The organism is Antribacter sp. NEAU-D49, from assembly GCF_057158775.1.
This window is the reverse complement of the sequence record NZ_JBXTSN010000020.1, coordinates 45,377-67,577: the sequence shown is the minus strand read 5'-3', so window position 1 is coordinate 67,577 and position 22,201 is coordinate 45,377. Positions and strand designations below refer to the sequence as shown.

General features: G+C 73.1%; 15 protein-coding genes. 9 read left to right on the top strand and 6 right to left on the bottom strand.

Annotated features, from left to right (window positions below; translation table 11 throughout):
* Positions 1 to 6: 6 nt before the first annotated feature.
* Positions 7 to 684: an ABC transporter ATP-binding protein gene (locus tag AC060K_RS15670; protein WP_483766336.1), complete on the top strand. Its 678-nt coding sequence runs from the start codon at positions 7 to 9 to the stop codon at positions 682 to 684.
* A gap of 131 nt (positions 685 to 815) precedes the next feature.
* Here AC060K_RS15670 and AC060K_RS15665 read toward each other — a convergent pair whose 3' ends face one another.
* Complete coding sequence (locus AC060K_RS15665) at positions 816 to 5,315, bottom strand: endo-1,4-beta-xylanase (RefSeq protein ID WP_483766335.1); 4,500 nt, start codon at positions 5,313 to 5,315, stop codon at positions 816 to 818.
* Between the two features lie 431 nt (positions 5,316 to 5,746).
* On the opposite strand from AC060K_RS15665, the gene AC060K_RS15660 reads away from it, so the two are divergent.
* From AC060K_RS15660 to AC060K_RS15630, 7 genes are all read left to right on the top strand, one after another.
* The gene (locus AC060K_RS15660) at positions 5,747 to 7,384 is read left to right on the top strand and encodes a peptide ABC transporter substrate-binding protein (RefSeq protein WP_483766334.1); all 1,638 of its coding nucleotides are present in this window, start codon (positions 5,747 to 5,749) and stop codon (positions 7,382 to 7,384) included.
* A 155-nt stretch (positions 7,385 to 7,539) separates the two neighbouring features.
* Positions 7,540 to 8,520 carry an ABC transporter permease gene (locus AC060K_RS15655; RefSeq protein ID WP_483766333.1) on the top strand — a complete coding sequence of 327 codons (981 nt, stop codon included), beginning with the start codon at positions 7,540 to 7,542 and terminating at the stop codon, positions 8,518 to 8,520.
* The gene (locus AC060K_RS15650) at positions 8,513 to 9,409 is read left to right on the top strand and encodes an ABC transporter permease (protein WP_483766332.1); all 897 of its coding nucleotides are present in this window, start codon (positions 8,513 to 8,515) and stop codon (positions 9,407 to 9,409) included. The genes AC060K_RS15655 and AC060K_RS15650 overlap by 8 nt, the downstream gene beginning before the upstream one ends.
* Complete coding sequence (locus tag AC060K_RS15645) at positions 9,406 to 10,521, top strand: ABC transporter ATP-binding protein (RefSeq protein WP_483766331.1); 1,116 nt, start codon at positions 9,406 to 9,408, stop codon at positions 10,519 to 10,521. The genes AC060K_RS15650 and AC060K_RS15645 overlap by 4 nt, the downstream gene beginning before the upstream one ends.
* The gene (locus AC060K_RS15640) at positions 10,518 to 11,579 is read left to right on the top strand and encodes an ABC transporter ATP-binding protein (protein WP_483766330.1); all 1,062 of its coding nucleotides are present in this window, start codon (positions 10,518 to 10,520) and stop codon (positions 11,577 to 11,579) included. The genes AC060K_RS15645 and AC060K_RS15640 overlap by 4 nt, the downstream gene beginning before the upstream one ends.
* Positions 11,576 to 12,307, top strand: coding sequence for a type 1 glutamine amidotransferase (locus AC060K_RS15635; protein WP_483766329.1), 732 nt, complete (start codon positions 11,576 to 11,578; stop codon positions 12,305 to 12,307). Before AC060K_RS15640 ends, AC060K_RS15635 begins: the two co-directional genes overlap by 4 nt.
* Positions 12,308 to 12,374: 67 nt before the next feature.
* The gene (locus AC060K_RS15630; RefSeq protein WP_483766328.1) at positions 12,375 to 13,169 is read left to right on the top strand and encodes a serine hydrolase; all 795 of its coding nucleotides are present in this window, start codon (positions 12,375 to 12,377) and stop codon (positions 13,167 to 13,169) included.
* Positions 13,170 to 13,260: 91 nt separating this feature from the next.
* On the opposite strand, the gene AC060K_RS15625 is transcribed toward AC060K_RS15630, so the two are convergent.
* The 3 genes from AC060K_RS15625 to AC060K_RS15615 form a co-directional block, all read right to left on the bottom strand.
* Positions 13,261 to 13,548: a DUF6191 domain-containing protein gene (locus AC060K_RS15625; RefSeq protein ID WP_483766327.1), complete on the bottom strand. Its 288-nt coding sequence runs from the start codon at positions 13,546 to 13,548 to the stop codon at positions 13,261 to 13,263.
* An 80-nt stretch (positions 13,549 to 13,628) separates the two neighbouring features.
* Entirely contained in the window at positions 13,629 to 14,888 is a 1,260-nt protein-coding gene (locus AC060K_RS15620) for a type II toxin-antitoxin system HipA family toxin (RefSeq protein WP_483766326.1), read from the bottom strand.
* 4 nt (positions 14,889 to 14,892) lie between these two features.
* The gene (locus tag AC060K_RS15615; RefSeq protein WP_483766325.1) at positions 14,893 to 15,195 is read right to left on the bottom strand and encodes a helix-turn-helix transcriptional regulator; all 303 of its coding nucleotides are present in this window, start codon (positions 15,193 to 15,195) and stop codon (positions 14,893 to 14,895) included.
* 241 nt (positions 15,196 to 15,436) lie between these two features.
* Between AC060K_RS15615 and AC060K_RS15610 the strand changes: the two genes are divergently transcribed.
* Entirely contained in the window at positions 15,437 to 16,735 is a 1,299-nt protein-coding gene (locus tag AC060K_RS15610) for an acyltransferase family protein (protein ID WP_483766324.1), read from the top strand.
* A 12-nt stretch (positions 16,736 to 16,747) separates the two neighbouring features.
* Here AC060K_RS15610 and mfd read toward each other — a convergent pair whose 3' ends face one another.
* Together mfd and AC060K_RS15600 are read right to left on the bottom strand one after the other, a co-directional pair.
* Positions 16,748 to 20,380, bottom strand: a complete 3,633-nt coding sequence (mfd, locus tag AC060K_RS15605; protein WP_483766323.1) for a transcription-repair coupling factor — start codon at positions 20,378 to 20,380, stop codon at positions 16,748 to 16,750.
* 208 nt (positions 20,381 to 20,588) lie between these two features.
* On the bottom strand, positions 20,589 to 22,184 hold the full coding sequence (locus AC060K_RS15600) for an OmpA family protein (RefSeq protein WP_483766322.1): 1,596 nt from the start codon (positions 22,182 to 22,184) through the stop codon (positions 20,589 to 20,591).
* Between the last annotated feature and the right edge of the window lie 17 nt (positions 22,185 to 22,201).

Below are 22,201 nucleotides of genomic sequence, written 5' to 3'. Positions count from 1 at the left end.
ACAGCCATGTACGAGATCACCGGTCTGAGCAAGACCTACCAGCAGGGCAAGCGCGTCGTACGCGCGCTGCACGACGTCAGCCTGCGGATCGACGACGGCGAGCTCGTCTCGATCCAGGGCCCCACGGGTGGCGGCAAGTCGACGCTGCTGCAGATGCTCGGCGGGCTGGACCGTCCCACCGCCGGGTCCATCACCCTCGACGGCGTCGACCTGGCGCGGATGAGCGACGCGGAGCTGACCCGGGCCCGGGCCCGCACCATCGGGTTCGTCTTCCAGAGCTTCAACCTCATCCCGACGCTGACGGCGCAGGAGAACGTGGAGACCGCGCTGGTGCCGGAGGGGCTCCCCGCCGCGGAGCGCGCGACCCGCGCGGCGGCCGCGCTGGCGTCGGTGGGGCTGGGCGACCGCGGCTCGCACCTGCCGGGCGAGCTGTCCGGCGGGCAGCAGCAGCGCGTGGCGATCGCCCGGGCGCTGGTGAAGAACCCCAAGGTGCTGCTGGCCGACGAGCCCACCGGGAACCTCGACGAGGACACCCGGGACGAGATCGTGGACCTGCTCGAAGGGCTGTGGAAGGAGCAGGGGCTGACGCTGATCATGGTCACCCACGACTCGGGCGTGGCCCGCCGCATGCCGCGCCGCCTGCGCATCGCGAAGGGCGCCGTGAAGGACCTGACGGCGGTGTGACGCCGGCCGGGCGGGCCGTCTGTCGACGACCCGCCCGGCCTTGGGGGGTAGGTGCCGCGCCCCAGGGGCGTGGGAACGCGTCACCCGTTCTCACGGGTCCCGGGCGGTGGTACCCGGGACCCGTGAAGCTCTCAGCAGGTGCCGGAGTCCTTCCAGGGGCTCCCCTTCGAGGCTCCCGGCTCCTGCGTGCGGCTGTGCCACCTGGCGGTCCACACGTGGCCGTCGTGCACCACGGTGTCGCCCTTCTCGTAGACCCACGTGGAGGTCCACTCGGGGTGCGTGCCCGAGGTGCAGACGATCTCGTCGCCCACCTCGGCCCAGGGTCCCCACGGCGTGCCGGGGGTCTGGTTCCGCGTCCACCACAGGGCCTCGAAGATCGAGCCGTTGTGCTGGACCTGCTCACCCGCGCGGTAGACCGTGCCCGCGTCCCAGGCCGGGACGGCCGGGCCCACGAGCTGTCCCACACCCCAGCGGGCGGTGGACTGGTAGCCCGCGCCCGTCGGGTCGGCCCAGTTGCGGATGGAGCTGCGGACACCGGCGGCCGCGTCGTTGACCTGGAAGTCCATGCCGTGGAACGTGTCCAGGCCGCCGTACTCGAGCAGCGAGACCGACGCCTCGACCCGGTAGCCGGTCTCGGTGCGGGTCGTGGCGCTCACGACGCGGTTGCGCTGGAACGCCTCGTCGCCGGTGCCGAACGAGACGGCGTTCTCCGCGCTGATGCGGATCTGCGTGTCGTCGTACCGGTAGGAGCCGTTCTTGGCGTTGCCCGGGTCCACGTAGAGCTCGACGGAGTCCTGGATCCACGGGTCGGAGCCGCTGACGTCCACGACGGGGTCGGTGACCTCGGCGAGCACGTACAGGGTGCTGCCCTGCCACAGGGTGCGGACCTCGGCGGCGGCGCCGTCGGTGCCCGACACCTGCTTGCCCGTGGTGACCACCTCGGCGTCGGCCCAGGCGGCGTCCACCGTGCCGTCGATCGCCGGGGCCGTGCGGGCCTCGACCACCTCGAGGAACGACAGCTCCTCGACCAGCGTCAGCGTCCCCGTCGCCCCGGGCGTGTTCCACCCGGTCACAGCGTCGTCGTCCGCGACGCGGACGTCGAGGGCGAGCGTGCCGCCCTGCGTGGCGGTGACGGGCAGGTGCACGACGGCGGCCCAGCCGCCCTCGCGCTCGGACGTCACCGCGGGGGCGTCGCCCGAACCGTCACGGTTCACCGTGTACTCGGCCGTACCCACCTGGAAGGTGACGGAGTCGCCCGAGCCGGCGGGGGCGGCGTCGGACACCGCGACGTAGGCCGTCACGTGGTCCGGGGCCCAGCGGAGCTGGAACTTTGCCTTCTCCTCGATGGTGTGGAGCGGGAGCCGCGACCACTCGGGCGAGGACGTGGCGGCCGCGTCGAGCGCGACGTCGCCCCGGAAGACGTTCGCCGTGCGCAGGCGGGCCGGGAGCTCGCCGTCGACGGCGCCGTAGTAGGCCGGCTTGGCCTGGAAGGCGTCGTTGAAGACCAGCGGGTCGCCGTTGTCGGCGCGCCACGAGCGGCCGTCGGTGAGGCCCCACACCGTGACCGAGTACAGGTCCTCGGCGTGGTTCCGGAACGACCGGAACGCGTCCCGGAAGTAGTAGCCCTGCTCGATGAGGTTCGCCTGCGTGACCGGCGAGCCGGTCGTCACGTCGAGCTCGGTGACCACCTGGGTCACCGGCAGGTCCGTGAAGCGGGCGATCGCGCCGTCGAGCGCCGAGACCGGCATGGCGAGCGACACGTGGAACTGGTGCCCCACCCCGTCGAGCGCCACGCCGCGGCTCAGCAGCCGCTCCACCAGCGCGCGGTAGCGGTCCTGCTTGCCACCCTGCTCGGTGTTGTAGTCGTTGATGAACAGCGTCACCGGACGCTCAGCGCCGGCGGCGGCGTACGTGCCGTTGAACGTCTCGTCGGCGTACTGGAACGAGAGGTCGATGAACTCCTCGCCCAGGATCCGGTACCACTCGGACCGGCGCAGGCCGTCCTCGTACTCGCCGCCGTCGCTGACGACCTCGTTCACCACGTCGAACGCCGTGACCGGGTTGCCGCCACCGAACTCGCCGTACGCGCTGAGCGCGCGGGCGACGTTGTCGATGTGGGTGCGCAGACGGTCGCGCAGGATCTGCTTGTCCGCCTCGGACGTGGTCAGCGGGTTGCCCGCCTCGTCCTGGAAGAACCAGGCCGGGGTCTGGCTGTGCCAGGTCAGCACATGGCCGTAGACGCGCAGGTCGTTCGCCTGGGCGTACTCCATGAGCGCGGCGGCCTCGGGGTGGATGCGGAACGTGCGGTCCGCGTCGTACCAGGCCTCCGGCTTCATGTGGTTCTCGGGGGTGATCTGGTTGAAGTGGCGCAGCAGGAGGTCCGACGCCGAGCCCACGGTCTCGCGGCTGTCGATCGCGACGCCCACCGGGAAGGAGGTGGTCTCCTTGATGCCCGTCAGGTCCTGGATCACGGGCGGCTCCGGCACCTCGACGACGATGTCGTCGACGAGGAAGTCGCTCGTGTTGGTGCCGTTGTAGTCCGTCTCGAAGTACAGGTACGCCGACTCCGCGGCACCCATGGTGAAGCTCTGCCGCACCTCGGTCCAGCCGCTGTTCGTCACGGTGTCGAACTGGCCCAGCGTCGAGTAGGACGTGGCACCGTCGACGGTGCGCGCCATGCTCAGCCAGACGGCGTCCGTGGCGGCGCCCGCGGGGAAGCGGACCTTGGCGGACAGGTCGTAGGTGACGCCCTCGGAGAGGAGGCCGGTCACGTCACGGCCGATGCCGTCGCCCTGGTTGTCCCGCCCGCTGACGATCGCGGACTGCGCGCCCGAGGCGGCGTCGGCGGTGGTGATCTCCACCGTGGGGTCGGTCGCGTTGCCCGCGCGCGGGCCCCAGCCGTCCAGGCCGGACTCGAAGTCCGTGCTCAGCGCGACCGAGCCGCCCTGCGGCGGGGTGCCCTGCGGGAAGGTGAAGGTCCAGCCCTCGGCCAGGCGCTCGGTGACGACCGTCCGCACCGCGGCGAGCGTGCCGTCACGGTCGCCGCCGCCGTCGTGCGCGAGCACGACCTCGCCCGGCTTCATGGCCGTGCGGAGGTTCGCCGTTAGCGTCGCGACGTCCTGCGTGGACCAGTCGTTGATCGTGTTGACCACGGCCAGCGGCTGCATGCCCAGGCTCACGGCCACGCCGGGCGTGACGCCCCACGAGCCGTTGGGGGCGCGCCAGAACGGGATCTGCGCGTTCGGGTCGCCCAGCGCGTCGCGGATGATGTTCATGTTGGCGACCAGGTCGGCCTGCACCTGCTCGGCCGTCCAGGAGCCCATGTCGGCGTAGCCGGTCGAGTGGTTGCACAGGACGTGGCCGTCGGCCACGATCCGGCGCAGCAGGATCGCGCCGCCCTCCGCCTGGATGTTCTGGCCGATGACGCAGAAGACGGCCTTGAGGTCGTTCTCGGCCAGATAGTCGAGCAGCTCCGGCGTGGTGCCGGGGTTGGGGCCGTCGTCGAACGTCAGGGCCGAGACGTTGCCGCTGCCCATGGCCAGGCGCACCGGCGTGGTGACGGGGTTGACCGCCCCGCCCGGGACGACGTCGGGCACGCTGCCTCCGTTCTCGGTGGTGACGACGATGTCGTCGACGAGGATCGTGTAGGGCGCGTCCAGGTTGTCGCTGCCGAGGTAGGCCTGGAGCGCTGCCGGGTCGCCGTCGGCGGGGGCCGTCCACGAACCGGTGACGGTGGTCCACTCCGTCGACGACAGGGTCGTGTTGCCGACCCAGTCGTAGGCGGGCTTCACCACGAAGCGGAAGCCGGGCGTGCCCGCCGCGCCCTCGGGGAGCCGGGCGCGGAGCGAGAAGTCGTAGGTGACGCCCGGCTCGAAGATGCCGGTGGGCGACTGGATGCCCTCGTAGTCGGCGGCGCGCGTGATGGACAGCGCCTGGCCGCCCGCCCCGTCGTCGACGAACGCGAGCGCGGCGGAGCCGCTCGGGGTCCAGGTGCCGGTGGTGCCGTCCTCGAAGTCGACGGCGGTGACGGTGGTGACGTCAGGGGTGGGCGCGGTGCCGGTGATCCGGACGTCGTCCACGAGGAACGAGGGGTGGACGCCGTCGACCGGCGCGGCCTCGATGTAGATCGTGGCGCTGCTCAGGGTCTCGGGGAACGCGTACGTGCCGCCGATCTTCACCCACTCGCCGGCGGTGGCCGTGACCGACCCGCCGATCCAGGTGTAGGTGTTGCCGCTGCCGTCGGCGGGCGTCTGCTCGGCCGTGAAGTGGACGCCGGTGCTGCCGGCGGTGCCCGCCGGAAGCTTGACCCACGCCTCGACGGTGTAGCTGCCGCCCGGCTCGAAGAGGCCGGACGAGCTGGTGGCGACGCCCTGCCACTCGGCCGTGCGGCCGGTGACGGCGAGGCTGGCGGCGCCCGCGTGGGCCTCCGCGTCCGTGATCGCGAGCGTCACGCCCCCTCGGGGACCCCAGGGGGCGTAGGTGCCGTCCTCGAAGCCGTTCTCGAGGAGGACCACGTCCTCGGCCGTCGCGATCGAGGCTGCCGTGACCGTCGTGACTGCGCCGGCCAGGACCAGCCCGAGCGCCGCGAGGGCACCGAGGGGTCGGGCTGTAAAACGATTTCTGAGATGCATGAAGCGCTCCCTTGCGCGCAGTTCCCGCTGTGTCTTCTCCGGGGGCGTCCCCGGCGTGCCGGGGGTTCCCTCACCTGGCGGCACCTGTGCCACCCGTCCCGGTGCGCTCGATGCTACAGACGGGCGCCGGGTCCGTCGAGGGCTGGTGGACTATTTTGTGTAACGTTTTCGACGCGGCTCGCCGCGTTCGCCGAGTTCGACGCCCCGCCCGACGAGCCAGGTGCGAGGACGCCGAGGCAGACATCGCCGACACCCGTCTCGCGGACGCACGCTCCGGAGCCGGCTCGGCCCACGTGGTCGCCCCAGGCGACGGATCGTTACCGAGGGTTTACACCGTTCAGCACGCTTTGTGACCGGTCCAGCGGTACTGTCCAAGCCTCCCGGGGGCGAACTCCTCGTTCCGGGAACGATGACGTGGGGAGGCTATGCACGTGAGGCAAGCTCGGATCACCACAGCGGCCGCAGGGTTCGCCGTCGTGGCCCTCGTGGCCACGGGATGTACCGCGGGCGGGGGTGAGGCGGAGACCGACGAGCCGGTGACCGTCCACCTGGCCCTCAACCAGGACGTGGCGACGCTCCTGCCGATGGACTCGAACGTCGACGACAACATCGCCGTCCTGGACGTCGTCTACGACGGCCTGGTGCGCTACGACCCCGAGACCACCGAGCCGTACAACTATGTGGCCGAGGAGATCTCGACCGAGGACAACACCGTCTGGACCATCACCATCAAGCCGGACCTGACGTTCCAGAACGGCGAGCCCGTCGACGCGGCCGCGTTCGCCCGTGCGTGGAACTACGCGGCGTACGGCCCCAACGCGATGGCCAACAACTACTTCTTCGAGCGCTTCGTGGGCTACGACGAGATGCAGGGCGAGACGGACGACGCCGGCGTCGTCACCGTCGAGCCGACGGCGACCGAGCTGTCGGGCGTCAAGGTCGTGGACGACCTCACGCTCGAGGTCACGCTGAACGGCCCGTTCGCGGGCTTCTCGACGATGCTGGGCTACACCGGCTTCTTCCCCGTGGCGGAGGCCTGCCTGGAGGACGTCGAGGCGTGCGACGTCAAGCCCATCGGCAACGGCCCGTTCCAGGTGGACGAGTGGGTCCAGGGCGAGAAGCTGACCGCCTCGAAGTGGGCCGACTACGCCCTCGACGAGGCCCCGTCCTTCGACGCCGTCGAGTGGACCGAGTTTGCCGGCAGCTCCTCCTGGGCCGACTTCATGGCAGGCAACCTGGACGAGGGCGCACCCAGTGCCGCCGACCTGGGCGACGTCGAGGCGGACCCCGACCTCGCCGAGCGCGTCGTCGAGCGCCCCGGTGCCGCCCTCACCTACGTCGGCTTCCCGCTGTACCTCGGCGAGCCGTGGACCAACGTCGAGCTCCGCAAGGCCGTCTCCATGGCGATCGACCGCGAGGGCATCATCGAGGCGATCGTCCCGGGCGAGCGCGTCCCCGCCGACAGCTGGGTGGTCCCGGGTGGCGTCCCGGGCGGCGAGGCCGGGACGTGCGAGTTCTGCACGTTCGACCCGGAGGCCGCCAAGGCCGCTCTCGCCGCGGCGGGCGGCTGGCCCGCCGGTCAGACCCTGACCATCACCGCGGGAACCGACGAGGAGGAGGCCGAGCTGTTCAAGGCCGTCGGCGACTCGATCCAGGAGACCCTCGGGATCCCCTACCAGCTCGAGACCACCGAGGACTTCAGCTCGAAGCGGCGCAACCGTGAGATGACCGGGATCTTCCGGAACAACTGGTTCCCCGACTACCCGCTCAACGAGAACTACCTGGCGCCCGTGTACGCGAGCGGCGACCCCGAGAAGGGCAACACGAACTTCGGCTACTACGGCGCCGAGTTCGAGGCAGCCATCGAGGCCGGCGACGGCGCAGCAACCCTCGACGAGGCCGTCACGCACTACCAGGAGGCCGAGGCCGCCCTGGCGGCGGACTTCCCGACCGTGCCGCTCTGGTTCAGCGTCAGCCGCAGCTACCACAGCGAGCGCCTGAGCAACGTGATCCTCGACCCGTTCAGCGGTCAGATCAAGCTCCGGCCGCTCGAGGTCGCGGCGGAGTAAGCGCACTCCCCTGCCGAGACAGTCACCTCGTCCGACGAGGTGACTGTCTCGGCACGGCACCATCGCCGACACAGTGACTCCGTCCGACGAGGGCACTGTCTCGGCGCGCCCCACAGAACCGAGGAAGACCATTGGGCCGCTACATCCTGAGACGCGTGCTGCAGGCCGTCGGCACGCTGTTCCTGGTGATGGTCGTGCTGCACCTGCTGACGACGCTCGCCATCCAGCTGAACGGCAACCCCGCGCTCGCCTTCTTCGGCGAGCACGAGCCCTCCGCGTCGCAGCTCGCCGCCGTGGAGAAGCGGTACGGGCTGGACGACCCCTGCTACGACCAGGTCGGCAACCCGTGCGCGGGACCGTTCGTGGACCGCCTCGTCGCGTACGCGCAGGGGGACTTCGGCACCAACCTGCGCGGGCGGGACGTCACCGAGATCGTGGCGCAGTCCGCCCCGCACACCCTCCGGCTGTTCGTCGTGGTGACGCTCACCTGGCTCACCATCGGCATGGTGCTGGGCTCGGTCGCCGCACGATGGCGCGGCCGCCCCGCGGACCACGGGATCCGGTTCACCACCGTGCTGGTCGACGCCCTCCCGGTGTTCGTGCTGCTGCTGCTCTACAAGTTCGTGGTCACCGTCCCGGTGCACCAGTGGGCCAGGGACACGTTCGGCAGCGAGAGCTGGCCCGCGCTGTGGTTCCGGCCGTCGTTCGACGCCGACCACCCGTGGGCCACGGTGATCGTCCCCGGCATCCTGCTGGGCGTCTCCGGCTCGGCCGCGTTCGTGCGCCTGGTGCGCGCCAGCCAGCTGGAGTCGTACTCGGGCGAGCACGTGCGGACGGCCCGCTCGAAGGGCCTCCCCGAGCGGTACGTGGTGCTCCACCACGTGGTGCGCAACTCGTCCATCCCCGTGGTCACCGCGATAGGCCTCGTCTTCACCGAGGCCCTGGCCGGCGCGGTCGTGACGGAGGGACTGATGAACATCAACGGCATGGGCGGCGTGCTGTGGGGCGCCGTGAAGGGCAGCGATGTCTCGCTCGTCCTCGGCGTCGTGACGCTCCTCGCCGTGGTGACCGTCGTCGTGATGATCGTGGTGGACGTCCTCTACGCCGCCCTGGACCCGAGGATCCGTTATGAGTGAGGCCCCCGCACGGACCCTGGCGTCCGACGCCTGGCGCAGCCTGCGCTTCCGGCCCGACGTGATCGTCGCCGCCGTGGTGCTCGTGTTCTTCCTGGTGATGGCCGCCTTTCCCGGCCTGTTCACCCGCACCGACCCCCGGCGCTGCGTGATCGGCGACTCCCGCCTGGCCCCGCAGGGCTTCGGTGGCGAGCACCCGTTCGGCACCGACAGCTTCGGCTGCGACCTGCTCGCCCAGCTGGTGCACGGGGCACGCCCGTCGCTCCTGCTCGCGTTCCTCGTGGTGGGGGTCGCGCTCGTCGTCGGCATCACGCTCGGCGTGCTCGCGGCGTACTACCTCGGGTGGGTCGACAAGCTCGTCACCCGCGTCATCGAGGTGCTCCTCGTGATCCCGCTGCTCCTCGCCGCGATGCTGCTGCTCTCCCTGTTCCAGGGCGTGGACCTGGGGTCGGGCACCCTCGGCACGATCCTGCTGCCCGCCCTGGTGCTCACCACGTTCGCCTGGATGGGCTACGCCCGGTACGTGCGGGCGAGCGTGCTCGAGGTCAAGAACCAGGACTTCGTCACCGCGGCCCGGGCGCTCGGCGCGTCCGACCTCCGCATCATGGTGCGCCACCTGCTGCCCAACGCCATCGGCCCCGTCACGGCCCTGGTGCCGACGTCGATCGCGGGCGTGATCGGCGCCGAGGCAGTGCTCTCGTTCCTGGGCATCGGCGTTCGCCCGCCCGCCATCAGCTGGGGACTCATGATCTCGAACGGCTCGGAATGGGTGACCGGCGGTCACCCGCACCTGCTCCTCTACCCGCTGGCCTGCCTCGTCGTGACGGTGCTCGCCCTCGTGGTGCTCGGCGACGCCCTGCGCGACGCCCTCGACCCGAGGCTGGCCGCATGAGCGGGCCCACCACCGAGCCGGGCACGGTGCACCCGGGTGCGCGACCGGCGTCGGGCACGCCGCTGCTCGAGGTGACCGACCTCGCGGTCGAGTTCCGCACCCCCGGCGGCGTGGTGCGCGCCGTGGACGGGCTCACCTACCAGGTCGAGGCGGGACGCACGCTCGCGATCGTGGGCGAGTCCGGGTCGGGCAAGTCGGTCTCGTCGCTGGCCGTGATGGGCCTGCTCGGGCCGACGGCGCGCGTCACGCGCGGCACCGCGCGGCTCGACGGGACGGACCTGCTGGCCCTGACGCCTCGCGAGCACCGCGCCCGCTGCGGGCAGGACGTCGCGATGGTGTTCCAGGACGCTCTCGCGGCCCTGAACCCGGTGCTCACCGTGGGCTTCCAGCTCACCGAGGCCCTGCGCGCCCGCCACCGGATCTCGCGCGGCGAGGCGCGGCAGCGCGCCGTCGAGCTGCTCGACCTGGTCAAGGTTCCGCACGCCCGCGAACGGGTGAAGGACTACCCGCACCAGTTCTCGGGCGGCATGCGGCAGCGGGTGATGATCGCGTGCGCCCTGGCCCTGGACCCCAAGGTCCTCATCGCCGACGAGCCCACCACGGCCCTCGACGTGACCGTCCAGGCGCAGGTGCTGCGTCTCCTCGCGGAGATCCAGGCCGAGCGGCAGATGGGGCTCGTCCTCATCACCCACGACCTCGGCGTGGTGGCCGGCGTGGCCGACGACGTGACCGTCATGTACGCGGGCCGCGCTGTGGAGCAGGCGGGCGTGCTCGGGGCGTTCCGCTCCCCCGCCCACCCGTACACGCGGGCTCTGCTGCAGTCGGTGCCGCAGCTCGGGTCGCGCACGCGCCTCCCCGTCATCCCCGGGCGTCCGCCCGGTCCGGGCGACCGGCCCGCCGGCTGCCCGTTCCATCCCCGCTGCCCCCTGGCGCAGGACGTCTGCCGCGCCGACCCGCCGCCCCCGCTCGTCGAGGCCGCCCCGGACCGCTGGTCCGCGTGCCACTTCGCGGGCGACGTGCTGCGGGGGGCGTCGGCCCCGGCCGAGACCGAGGCCCCGGCCGGGCCGGGCGAGGCCCCGGCCGAGACCGCCCCGGAAGGAGACCCGCGATGAGCGACGTCGTGCTCGAGGTCCGTGACCTGGTCAAGCACTACCCGGTGCGCCGCGGCCTCGTCCTCCGCCGCACGGTGGGCGCCGTGCGGGCCGTCGACGGCGTCTCGCTCAGCCTCCGCCGCGGCAGCACCCTCGGGGTGGTGGGCGAGTCCGGCTCGGGCAAGTCCACGCTGGCCCGCGTGCTGGTAGGCATCGAGGAGCCCACGAGCGGGCAGGTCCTCATGGACGGCACCGACGTCGCCACGATGTCCAGGGCCGACCGCCGCGCCCTTCGCCGTGACGTGCAGATGGTGTTCCAGGACCCGTACACGTCGCTGGACCCCCGCATGTCGGTGTCCGAGATCGTGGGCGAGCCCTTCGCCATCCACCGGACGATCCCCCGCGGCGGGCGCGAGCGGGCCGTGCGGGAGCTGCTGGAGCTCGTGGGCCTCGACCCTGACCACGCGAACCGCTACCCGCACCAGTTCTCGGGCGGGCAGCGCCAGCGTGTGGGCATCGCGCGCGCCCTCGCGCTGCGTCCGCGGATCCTCGTCTGCGACGAGCCGGTGTCGGCGCTCGACGTGTCCGTGCAGGGCCAGGTGGTCAACCTCCTCGCCGACCTGCAGGCGGAGCTCGGCCTGTCCACGGTCTTCATCGCCCACGACCTCGCGGTTGTGCGCAACATCGCCGACTCCGTCGCCGTGATGTACCTGGGCAGGGTCGTGGAGGAGGGTCCCGCCGACACGGTGTACGACGGCGCCCGCCACCCCTACTCGCAGGCGCTGCTCTCGGCGGTGCCGGTCGCCGACCCGACGGTCCGTCTCTCCGACGGCCGCGGCATCCTCCTGGAGGGCGACCCGCCGTCGCCCGTCTCGCCGCCGTCGGGCTGCCCGTTCCACACCCGGTGCTGGCTGGCTCCGACGCTGCCGGAGGCGTCCGTGCCCGTGCCCGAGGGCGAGGAGGTGCAGGCGAGGCGCGTGCCGCCGTCGTGCAGCGGGGAGGTGCCGCTGCTGCTGGGCGACGGCGCGCACCGCGCCGCCTGCCACTTCGCGCGGCCGCTGGCGGAGGTGCGCCCGTGACGCGGGTGCTCGTGGTGCAGAACTCGACCACGAGCGGCGCGGGCCGTCTCGACGGATGGCTCGCCGACGCGGGCCTCTCCCCCGAGCTGGTCCCGGGCGCCGACCTGCCGTCGGACCTCGCCGGCTACGCCGGGCTCGTCCTCCTCGGCGGAGGCTTCATGCCCGACGACGACGCCCGCCACCCCTGGCTGGCGCGCGAGCGCGCGCTGACGTCGCAGGCGCTGGCCGACGGCGTCCCCGTGCTGGGCGTGTGCCTCGGCGGCCAGCTGCTCGCCCACGTGGCAGGCGGGGCCGTGACGGCGGCGTCGGGCGAGACGGAGCGCGGCATGTGCGCGCTGCGCCTGCTGCCCGCAGCCGACGACGACCCGGTGTTCTCGGCCGTGCGTGACGTCGTCGGCGACGGGCCCCTGTGGATGATCGAGAACCACGAGGACTCCGTCACGGCGCTGCCACCGGGGGCGACGCTGCTCGTGTCGTCGGACGTGTGCGCCGTGCAGGCGTTCCGCGTGGGCGACGCCGCCTGGGGGCTGCAGTTCCACCCCGAGGCGCACCCCGAGCGCGTGGCGACCTGGGACGAGGCGGCCCTGTCCGCCGAGGGGGTGGACCGCGCCGCCCTGGCGGCCGCGGCGATGGAGCGGGCGGACGAGAACACGGCACAGGCGTCAGCCCTGGTGGCGGCGTGGGCCGAGGTGGTGCGCTCGTCCGCGGCCGGCCCGCCGAGACAGTGACCTGGTTCGACGAAGTCACTGTCTCGGCGGGGGTGGGCAACGGGATCGGCGATCGAGAGGACGCGACATGGTGTCGACAGGGACGCACTCCGACGGGGTGCCGGTGGTGGCGTACCGGGTGGCGCGGGCATCGGGCGAGGTGCTCGCCGAGCGCCTGCCCGACGAGGAGTTCTACGCCGCCTCGACGGTGAAGCTCGCGGTGCTGGTCGCGGCCGCCCGTGCGCTGGACGCGGGGACGGCGACCCTCGACGAGTCCCTGACCAGCACGCACACCTTCGCGTCCCAGGTGCCGGGGGCGCCGCCGTACACGATCGAGCCGGACGACATCGACCCCGGCATGCCCGCGCCGGGCATGCCGATGCCGTTCGGGGACGTGGTGGACCGCATGGTCACGGTGTCGTCGAACGAGGCCACCAACATGGTGGTCGAGCGGGTGGGCCTGCCCGCCGTGGCGGCCGCGCTGGCCGACGCCGGGGCGTCGTCGAGCACCTTCGGGCGCAAGTACTCGGACCTCGCCGCCGAGGCCGCGGGCGCCTCCCACCGGACCACGGCCGCCGACCTCGCCCGGCTGCTGGGCGCGCTGGTGGCCGGCCGGCTCGCCGGGGCCGAGCGGACGGCGTGGATGCTGGGGCTGCTGCGGCGCCAGGACGACCGGCAGCTCACCGCCGCGGCTCCGCCCGGGCTGGAGTTCGGGTCCAAGTCCGGCTGGGTGGACGGCATCCGGCACGACGTCGCGTACTTCGGCGACCCGGGACCCGGCGCGCTGGTCGTGGCCGTGTGCACCCGCGGCTACGACGCCCCGGCGGCCGAGGAGACGCTCAAGGCGCTGGGCGCGCTGGCGGTGACGCTCGCCGGGCGGTGAGCTGCGCGGCCGCCAGGAGAACGCGCCGGACTGCTTCCAGGCACGCCTAGCACTCGTTGACCGACCCTGGAAGCAGTCCGGCGCGTTCACCTCACGGCTCCGGCCGGAGGACCGCGACGCCCTTCTCGAGGTCGATCGTCGTGCCGGGGTCGGCGTCCGGTGCGAGCTGGACATCGTGCCGCTTGCGCTGAAGCTCCTCGGTGAGGTGCACGCTCGACGGCTGGAACACCTCCACGAGCTCACCGAACGCGCCCGAGGTAGCCCCGCCCTCGACAGTCCCCTCCGGGCGAGGACGCCCGCTCACCAGCAGCCCGATGAGGACCGACCCGACGACGGCCACCCCCGCCACGGCTGCCAGCACCACGAGTCCGGTCACCATGCGCTTCTCCGATCCGACGACGAGCCGCGGTCTGCCCCTGGCTCAACGAACGACGACGCCCCGTGGTTCGAGCGATCCTGCTACGCCGCCAGGCCCTTCGCCTCCGAGCGGTTCGGGTTGTCGTACGCCTCCGCCATGAGGGCGATCTCCTCGGCGGGCAGGCCGACCGACCGGGCGAGATCGGCCCAGCCGGCCGTCGCCGCCTCGACCTCGGCCAGGACGCGGCGCGCCTCGTCGCCGCGGAGGCCGTAGGAGTCTGCAGTGCGCAGAAGGTCGCGCACGTCCCGGTCGAGGCGGTCACCGTTGGGGCGCAGCGGCGTGGACTCGGCCACGGCGAACGGGTTGGGGTTCACGTCGAACAGCGGGGACAGGGTCCACCCGTCGGCCCGGCGCAGGAACCCGTGGTTCTTCATGTGGTCGTCGATGTTGCGGACCAGGAGCGTGAAGGCCACCCGCCGGAAGAGGTCGTGGCCGTCGGTGGCCGGGCGGCCGGAGTGGTCGGCGACCGTCTCCGCGAGCGTCCGGTAGTCGATGGTCTCGAAGAACGCCTTCTGCGTGAGGCTGTCCGCGGAGAGGAATCCGATGCGCGTGCCGTCGGGGGTCCGGTCGAACCGCCGGGTGAGCAGGATGGTGCGGCGCTCGTCCATGCGGTGCAGCCGGGCCACCGGCACCTCGATGCCCGCCCGGGACGCGAGCCGCAGGGTCACGTACTCCCAGGCCTGCACGTCCCAGCGGTCGCCCTGCTCGGGCAGCTTGGCCATCCACAGCGACCCGTCGGCGTCGCGCACCGTCACTTTGGGCCGCGCCCCGCCCATCGAAGTCCCGGCCTGGACGAGCAGCCGCACGTCCTGGTCGGTCTCGCGGTGGTTCGCCACGGCGTCGGCCGCGTCGGTGAGGGTGGGCAGGTCGAGGAGCGACGGCACCTCGGCGCGGGCCGGGGCGAGAAAGGTCTTGCCGCCGTCGACCGACAGCCGTAGCGCCCCCAGCCGCGTGTCGTCCTGGACGCCCAGGAGGAAGTCCACCTCGGTGAGCGTGAGGAGCCGCCGGCCCTCGGCCTTGGCGGTCAGCCGTTCCGCGTGGAACAGGAGGGTACGGCCCCACTGGTCCGGCTGGCAGTCGGCGAACACGCCGAACAGGGGCCGGTCGCCGCTGGAGGGGATGGACCCGGGCGTGAGGGGCAGCTCCGGGCACAGCGGGTACGCCCGCGGGTGGCGCAGGTAGTCGGTGTCGTACCGGAAGCTGGAGCCGATCAGCGCCCCGCCACGGTTCAGCACCATGTCGAGCTCCCCCGCGTGGACGTGCTCCGCGCCGGGAAGCTGCACCGCGACATGGATGGTCATCCGGTCACCTCGGTATCCGGACCCTCTGCGGGAGGGTCCGCTCGGCGTGGAACCGGCCCATCTCGGTGGTGAGCGGGTCGGTTGCTGAGACGACGGCGTCGGCGACGCCCAGGACGCGCAGGACGGCGAGGACGTTCTCGAGGCTGGCCGCGCCGGTACCCGTCTCGATGCCGCGCAACGTGGTGCGGGTGATGCCGGCACGGTCGGCGACGAGCTGGGCGGTCAGTCCGTGGATCTTGCGCCAGGCGCGGAGGTTCTCCCCGAGCTGCAGGAGGTCACGCTGGGTGCGTAGAGAGGTGCGGGCCATGGAGGTCGAGTTCCTTTCCGGTTACCAGGGTAACCGGAAAGCGCCCTAATGGACAGGGTACTGACCATTGTCCGTATCGATTCGATCCGCTCCGGTGCCATCCCGACCGGGTGATCGTCCGGGTGAATCCGCCGTGGACGCCCGGCGCGCCGGTCCCACCACGGGTCCCCGCACCTAGCCTCGACCTGCCCCGCCCCCCATCCGCCTCGCGCCCTACCGACCTGCACCGGACAGGAGCCTCGTGCCCGACAGCCCCACCGCGGCCGCACCGGCGGTCGCGCCCGGCCGCCTGCGCTCCCTGGACGGCCTCCGTGGCGCCGCGGCGCTCGTCGTCGTGCTGCACCACACGCTGATGGTCGTCCCCCAGCTCGCGATGGTGCACCTGGGGCCCGTGCTTCCCGAGCCGGGCTCGCCCGCGTGGTGGATCGTCGGCACGCCGCTGCGGATCGTCTGGGCCGGTCAGGAGGCGGTGCTGGTCTTCTTCGTGCTGAGCGGCTACGTGCTCACCGTCTACGCCGGGCGGCGGCTGGACGGCACGCACCCCGGTGCTGTCCGCGCCTACTACGCGCAGCGGCTCGTGCGGCTCTACGTCCCCGTGTGGGGGGCCGTCGCGCTCGCGCTCGCCGTCGCGCTCGCCGTGCCGCGGGACCCCAGCGCCGCCCGGTGGCTGGCGCTGCACGCCGACCCGGACGTGCTCTCGGTGCTCATGGACCTGACGCTGCTGGGCGGCATCGGGCCCGCCTGGATCAACAGCCCGCTCTGGTCGCTGGCCTGGGAGGTCTGGTTCTCGCTCCTGCTGCCCGTGATGTGGCTGCTGCTCCGCCGGCTCCCCGTGCGCGGCCACGGCGGGCTGTGGATCGCGCTGCTCGTGGCGGTGTCCGTCGCGGCCCCGCACCTGGGCCTGCCCGTCCCGCTCGCCCGGCCGCTGGAGTTCCTGCCGGTGTTCGGGATCGGCATGGTGCTGGCCCACGACGCGGACCGGCTGCACCGCGCGGCCGCCGCAGTGACGGCACGCGGCCCGTGGGCCTGGCCCGCGGTGCTGCTGGTGAGCTGGCTCGCGCTCGTCGCGCCGTCGCCCGGCTGGGGCGTGGCCGGGCAGGCCGCGGGTCTCGCGGCCGACGCCCTCGCGCTCGCCGGCGTGGTCGGCCTCCTGGTCGCCGCGATGACGTGGGAGCCTCTCCGACGAGTGCTCGAGCGGCGGCCGGCCCAGTGGCTGGGACAGCGGTCGTTCAGCCTGTACCTGGTCCACGAGCCGGTGGTCGTCGCGCTCGCGCTGCTCACCGGCACGACCGGCGCCGCGTGGCTGCCGTGGGGCACCCTCGCGGTGGCCGTGTCGCTGGTGCTCGCCGCGGGCTTCTACCTCGCGGTCGAGCAGCCGGCGCTCGGGCTCTCGCGCACCCTGGGCGAGCGCGCCCGCCGGTCCGCCTCGGCACCGGCCCTGGCAGACGAGGTGACGACCTCGGCACCGGCCGCCCGTGCTGCCCGACGCCGGACCGGTCGCCTTCCGCGCGAGGCGACCCGTCCGGCGTCGGGCCCCTGAGGCTGCCGCGGCTCAGGCCCGCGTGCCCACCTTTGCCGCCGCAGCCACGTCCGCGAGGATCACCGCGTCGATGAGCTGGCGAGCCCACGCGAGCACCTCGGCGCCGCGGAGGGGCCGCCCGCCGATCCGCGCCGTGGTGGGGTACGGGACCAGGAACGCCCGGATCGCGGGCTTGAGGATGGTGCCCGGGTAGAGGCGCTTGAGGCGCATCTGCGCGGACTCCGGCAGGTCGACCGGGGCGAACCGGATGAGCTTTCCCTGGGCGGTGATGTCGGACAGCCCGGCGTCGCGGGCGTAGTTGCGGAAGCCCGCGACCTCGAAGAGGGCCTGGGCCACGTCGGGCAGGGCGCCGTACCTGTCCACGAGCTCGGCACGCACCTCGTCGAGCGCCGCGGCGTCGTGCGCGGCGGCGATCTTCTTGTACGCCTCGAGCCGCAGGCGCTCGGTGGCGATGTACGTCTCGGGCAGGTGCGCGTCGACGGGGAGCTCGATGGTGACCTCGGGCTTCTCCTCCTCGCGGTCGCCGCGGAACGCCGCGACGGCCTCGCCCACCATGCGCACGTAGAGGTCGAACCCGACGCCCGCGATGTGGCCCGACTGCTCCCCGCCGAGCAGGTTGCCCGCGCCGCGGATCTCGAGGTCCTTCATGGCGATCTGCATGCCCGCACCGAGGTCGGTGTGGGCGGCCATCGTGGCGAGCCGGTCGTGGGCCGTCTCCGTGAGGGGCCGCTCCGGCGGGTACAGGAAGTACGCGTACGCCCGCTCACGCCCGCGCCCCACCCGGCCGCGGAGCTGGTGGAGCTGCGAGAGGCCCAGGGCGTCGGCCCGCTCGAGGATGAGCGTGTTCGCGTTGGAGATGTCCAGGCCGGTCTCGATGATCGTGGTGCAGACCAGGACGTCGAGCTCCTTCTCCCAGAACCCGCGGATCACCTGGTCGAGCTGGCTCTCGGACATCTTGCCGTGGGCCACGCCGATGCGGGCCTCGGGCACCATCTCGCGCAGGTGGGCGGCAGCCCGGTCGATGGACTCCACCTTGTTGTGCACGTAGAAGAGCTGACCCTCGCGCAGCAGCTCGCGCCGGATCGCCGCGCCGATCTGCTTCTCCTCGTACGGCCCCACGTACGTGAGGACCGGGTGCCGCTCCTCCGGCGGGGTCGCGAGCGTCGACATCTCCCGGATGCCGGTCACCGCCATCTCGAGCGTGCGCGGGATGGGCGTGGCGCTCATCGCCAGCACGTCCACGTTGGTGCGCAGCTGCTTGAGCGTCTCCTTGTGCTCCACGCCGAACCGCTGCTCCTCGTCGATGATGACGAGGCCCAGGTCCTTGAACCGGACCGCGCCGGTGATCAGGCGGTGCGTGCCGATCACCACGTCCACGGTGCCCTGGCGCAGGCCCTCGATCACCGCCTCCGACTCCTTCTCGCTCTGGAACCGGGACAGCGCCTTCACCGTCACGGGGAAGCCGGCGTAGCGTTCGGAGAACGTCTCGAAGTGCTGCTGCACCAGCAGCGTGGTGGGCACCAGGACGGCCACCTGCTTGCCGTCCTGCACCGCCTTGAACGCCGCCCGGATCGCGATCTCCGTCTTGCCGTAGCCCACGTCGCCGCAGACCAGGCGGTCCATCGGCACAGGCTTCTCCATGTCGGCCTTGACCTCGTCGATCGTGGCGAGCTGGTCGGGCGTCTCCACGTAGGCGAACGCGTCCTCCAGCTCCCGCTGCCACGGCGTGTCCGGGCCGAAAGCGTGCCCCTGCGTGGCCATGCGGGCGCTGTAGAGCCGGATCAGCTCCGACGCGATCTCCTTGACGTGCTTGCGGGCCCGGGCCTTGGTGTTCTTCCAGTCGGCCCCGCCCATCTTGCTGAGGCTGGGCGACTCGCCGCCCGAGTACTTCGTGACCTGGTCCAGCTGGTCCGTCGGCACGAAGAGCCTGTCGCCCGGCTGGCCCCGCTTCGACGACGCGTACTCCAGCACCAGGTACTCGCGCGTGGCGGCGTTGCCGCCCGTACCGAGGGTGCGCTGCACCATCTCCACGAACCGGCCCACACCGTGCTGCTCGTGCACCACGTAGTCGCCGGCCTTCAGCTGCAACGGGTCCACCACGTTGCGGCGCCGCGACGGCATGCGCCGCATGTCCCGCGTGCTCGTCCCGGCGCGGCCGGTCAGCTCCTGCTCGGAGAAGACGGCGAGGCGCAGGTCGGGCGCCACGAACCCCTTGCCCGCCGTGGCGGGGACCACGTGGACGATGCCGCCCTCGGGCGCGTCTCCCGCCAGGCTCGCCTCCAGCCGGGCGGCGGTCCCGGCGGCGCCCAGCTGCTCGGTCATGCGCTTCGCGGGGCCGTGGCCCTCCGTGGTGAGGACGAGGGTCCAGCCGGCCTTCTGCAGGGTCTGCACCTCGTCGAGCGCACGCTGCAGGTCGCCGCGGTAGGACTCGACGTCGCGCGCGGCGATCGTGAACAGCGCCTCGCCGTCCAGGTTCGCGGCACCCTGGGCGGGCTGACCGTCCGAGGCGAGCGCGGCGCCGTCGGCCGCCAGCTCCGCGTCCTGCGTGAACGACGACAGGGTCCACCAGCCGAGCCCGCGCCGCGCGGCGACGTCGCGCACCTCGGCGAACGTGGCGAACGACGCGGCCGACAGGTCGATCGGCGCGGCGCCGCCGGCGACCGCGCCCGACCACGCCGCGGCGAGGAACTCCTCGGTGGTGGCGACGAGGTCGTGGGCCCGGCGGCGAACGCGTTCGGGCTCGTTGACGACCAGCAGGGCGTCCTCGGGCACGAGCTCCAGCACCGGGACCATGTGGTCCACGAGCACGGGGGCGAGCGACTCCATGCCCTCGACGGCGATGCCGGCGGCGATGCGGTCCAGCATCTCGACGGCGCCGGGGAGCTGCTCCACGAGGCTCGCGGCGCGCTCGCGCACGGCGTCGGTGAGGAGGATCTCGCGGCAGGGCGGGGCCCAGAGACCCTGGTCGGCGATCTCGAGCGACCGCTGGTCGGCCACGGAGAACCAGCGGATCTCCGTGACCTCGTCGCCCCAGAACTCCAGCCGCAGCGGGTGGTCCTCCGTGGGCGGGAAGACGTCGAGGATGCCGCCGCGCACCGCGAACTCGCCGCGCCGTTCCACCATGTCGACGCGGCTGTAGGCGGCGTCGGTGAGCCGCTGGGCCACGTCGGTCAGGTCGGCGGTGCTGCCGATGCCGAGGCTCACCGGCTCGAGCTCGCCCAGGCCGTCGACGACCGGCTGGAGCAGCGCGCGGACCGGCATGACCAGGACCCGGATCGGGCCCGTCTGACCGGTCTCGGCGGTGGGGTGCGCCAGGCGGCGGAAGACCGCGATACGGCGGGCCACGGTGTCGGCGCGGGGCGAGAGGCGCTCGTGCGGCAGCGTCTCCCACGCCGGGAGGACCGCGACGTCGTCGTCGTGACCGTCGGGCAGGTAGGCGCGGACCGCCGTGGCGAGCTCGTCCGCCTCGCGGCCCGTCGCGGTCACGACCACCAGGGGACGGTGCCGTGCGGCGGCCGCCAGCAGCGGCGGGCGCACCCCCGCCGGGCCCACCACGTCGGCCGCGCCCCGTACCTGGACGTGCTCGACGGCGGCGGCGGCTCCCGGGTCGGCGAGGAGAGCGGGCAGCAGGCCGGTGAGGTTCATGGAGGTCCTTCGTGGCTCGCGGGCGGCGGCAGGTGGTGGCGCATGAGGCGGCTGGGGCGCCTGCAGTGGCCGGCAGCGTGCGGAGGACGCACGACGGCGGGCCCACCTCCCCCTCGGCGGGGGTGGCGGGCTGGATCCAGGTTACTCCTCGGGTCCGACACCGGTGATGCCGCCCGCCCGCCGGGCCCGCGCACGGCCCCGCCCGGCGTCACTCCACCGGCACGTCCGTCAGCCGCAGCGGCTCCGTCCCCGTCGCCTCGCCCAGCTGGAGCGTCACCGTCTCCGCGCCGGGCACGTCGGGGTAGATCGCCACGTAGGTGAGGGTCTGCCCGCCGTCGATGCGCCGCAGCGTGTCGGTCTCGCCGAGCGGGAACCACACCGGCCGCCCGCCGGCGGTCTCGCCCGCCCGGTAGTCCAGCGGGTACACGGCCGTGCCGCCCGACAGCACCGTCAGCGCCATCGCGTCCTTGGGCGAGTCGTTGCCCTCGCCCCGGTACGACCAGATCCCGTTGAGGAACGCCACCCCGAACGCCGAGTCGACCTCCTGGTCCAGGGCCGTGACCTGCACCTCCACCACGAGGTGCCCGTCCACCCGGGTGGCCCGCGGAGCGCTCACCCGGTAGGGGCGCGTCGCCTCCACCTCGACGCCCTCCGGCCCGGTCCCCGTGGGGCCGGCCTCGAACGCCGGCAGGTCGCCCGACGTCGCCACCGGCACCTCCGTCACCACCTCCGACGTCAGCGTGAGCGTGACCCGCCGGTTCAGCGCCCGGTTGGTGTCGCCGTCGTTCGGCACGAGCGGCTCCGCCTCGCCGCGGCCGGAGGTGCGGACCGGGTAGTCGCCCGTGTCGATGCGCTCCGCGAGCGCCGCCGCCACCGCTTCCGCCCGTCGTTCGGACAGGTCGAGGTTGTAGGCCTCGTCGGCGACGTCGTCGGTGTGCCCCACCACGTCGATGGTTCCCGGGGCCCGTCCGGCGAGGTGGGCTGCTGCCGCGTCGACGGCGGCGAGCGCCTCGGGCGCGAGGTCTGCCGAGTCGACGGCGAACAGCACGTCCGCGCCGAGCGTCACGACCACCTGCTCGGTCGAGGTGAGGGTCGACACCGCCCCGTCCAGCTCGCGTGTGTACGACTCGAGGGTGGCGACGGGCGCGTCGGCTATCGCGCCGAGGTCGAGGTCGTTGCCCGACGCCGGGCGGTCGCCTCCAGTGTCCGGGTCGCCTTCGCCCGGGGTCCCCGAGGCACCCGGTGACGCGACCGCCGAAGGCGACCGTTCGCCGTCGGGCAGCGCGTCGATGACCGGGACCTCCGGGAGGTAGGCGCCCGGGAGGAGGAGGCCGGTGGTGTCGCCCTGCGGGGCGGCGTACGCGGCGGAGACGCGGAGGCCGTCCGCGGGGAGCTGGGCCGACGGCTCGAAGGTGGTGACGGCGTCGCCGTCGGCGTCGAGGGCGACGCTGCTGACCGTGCCCGCGGGGAGGTCGACGAGTCGGACGGCCCCGCCGGCGGTGGTCTGGACGCCGATCTCGGTGTCGAAGAGGTCGTGCACGGGGAGGTCGTCCGCCGACGGCTGCAGGTCGAGGGTGAGGACCGCGTGCTCGCCGGCCCGGACGACGGGGTGCACCTCGATGGTCACCTCGCCGCCGCCGGCGACGACGGTGGTGGTCGCGACGACGTCGTCCGGGCTGGGGCCGGTCGGCGAGGCGGACGGGCTGCTGGAGCCAGGGGCCGGCGTCGGGCCGCTGGACGGCGTGGCGGTGCAGGAGGTCAGGGCGAGGGCCGTGACCAGGGCGAGGGCGGGGAGACGGCGCACCCCAGACTCCTACCACG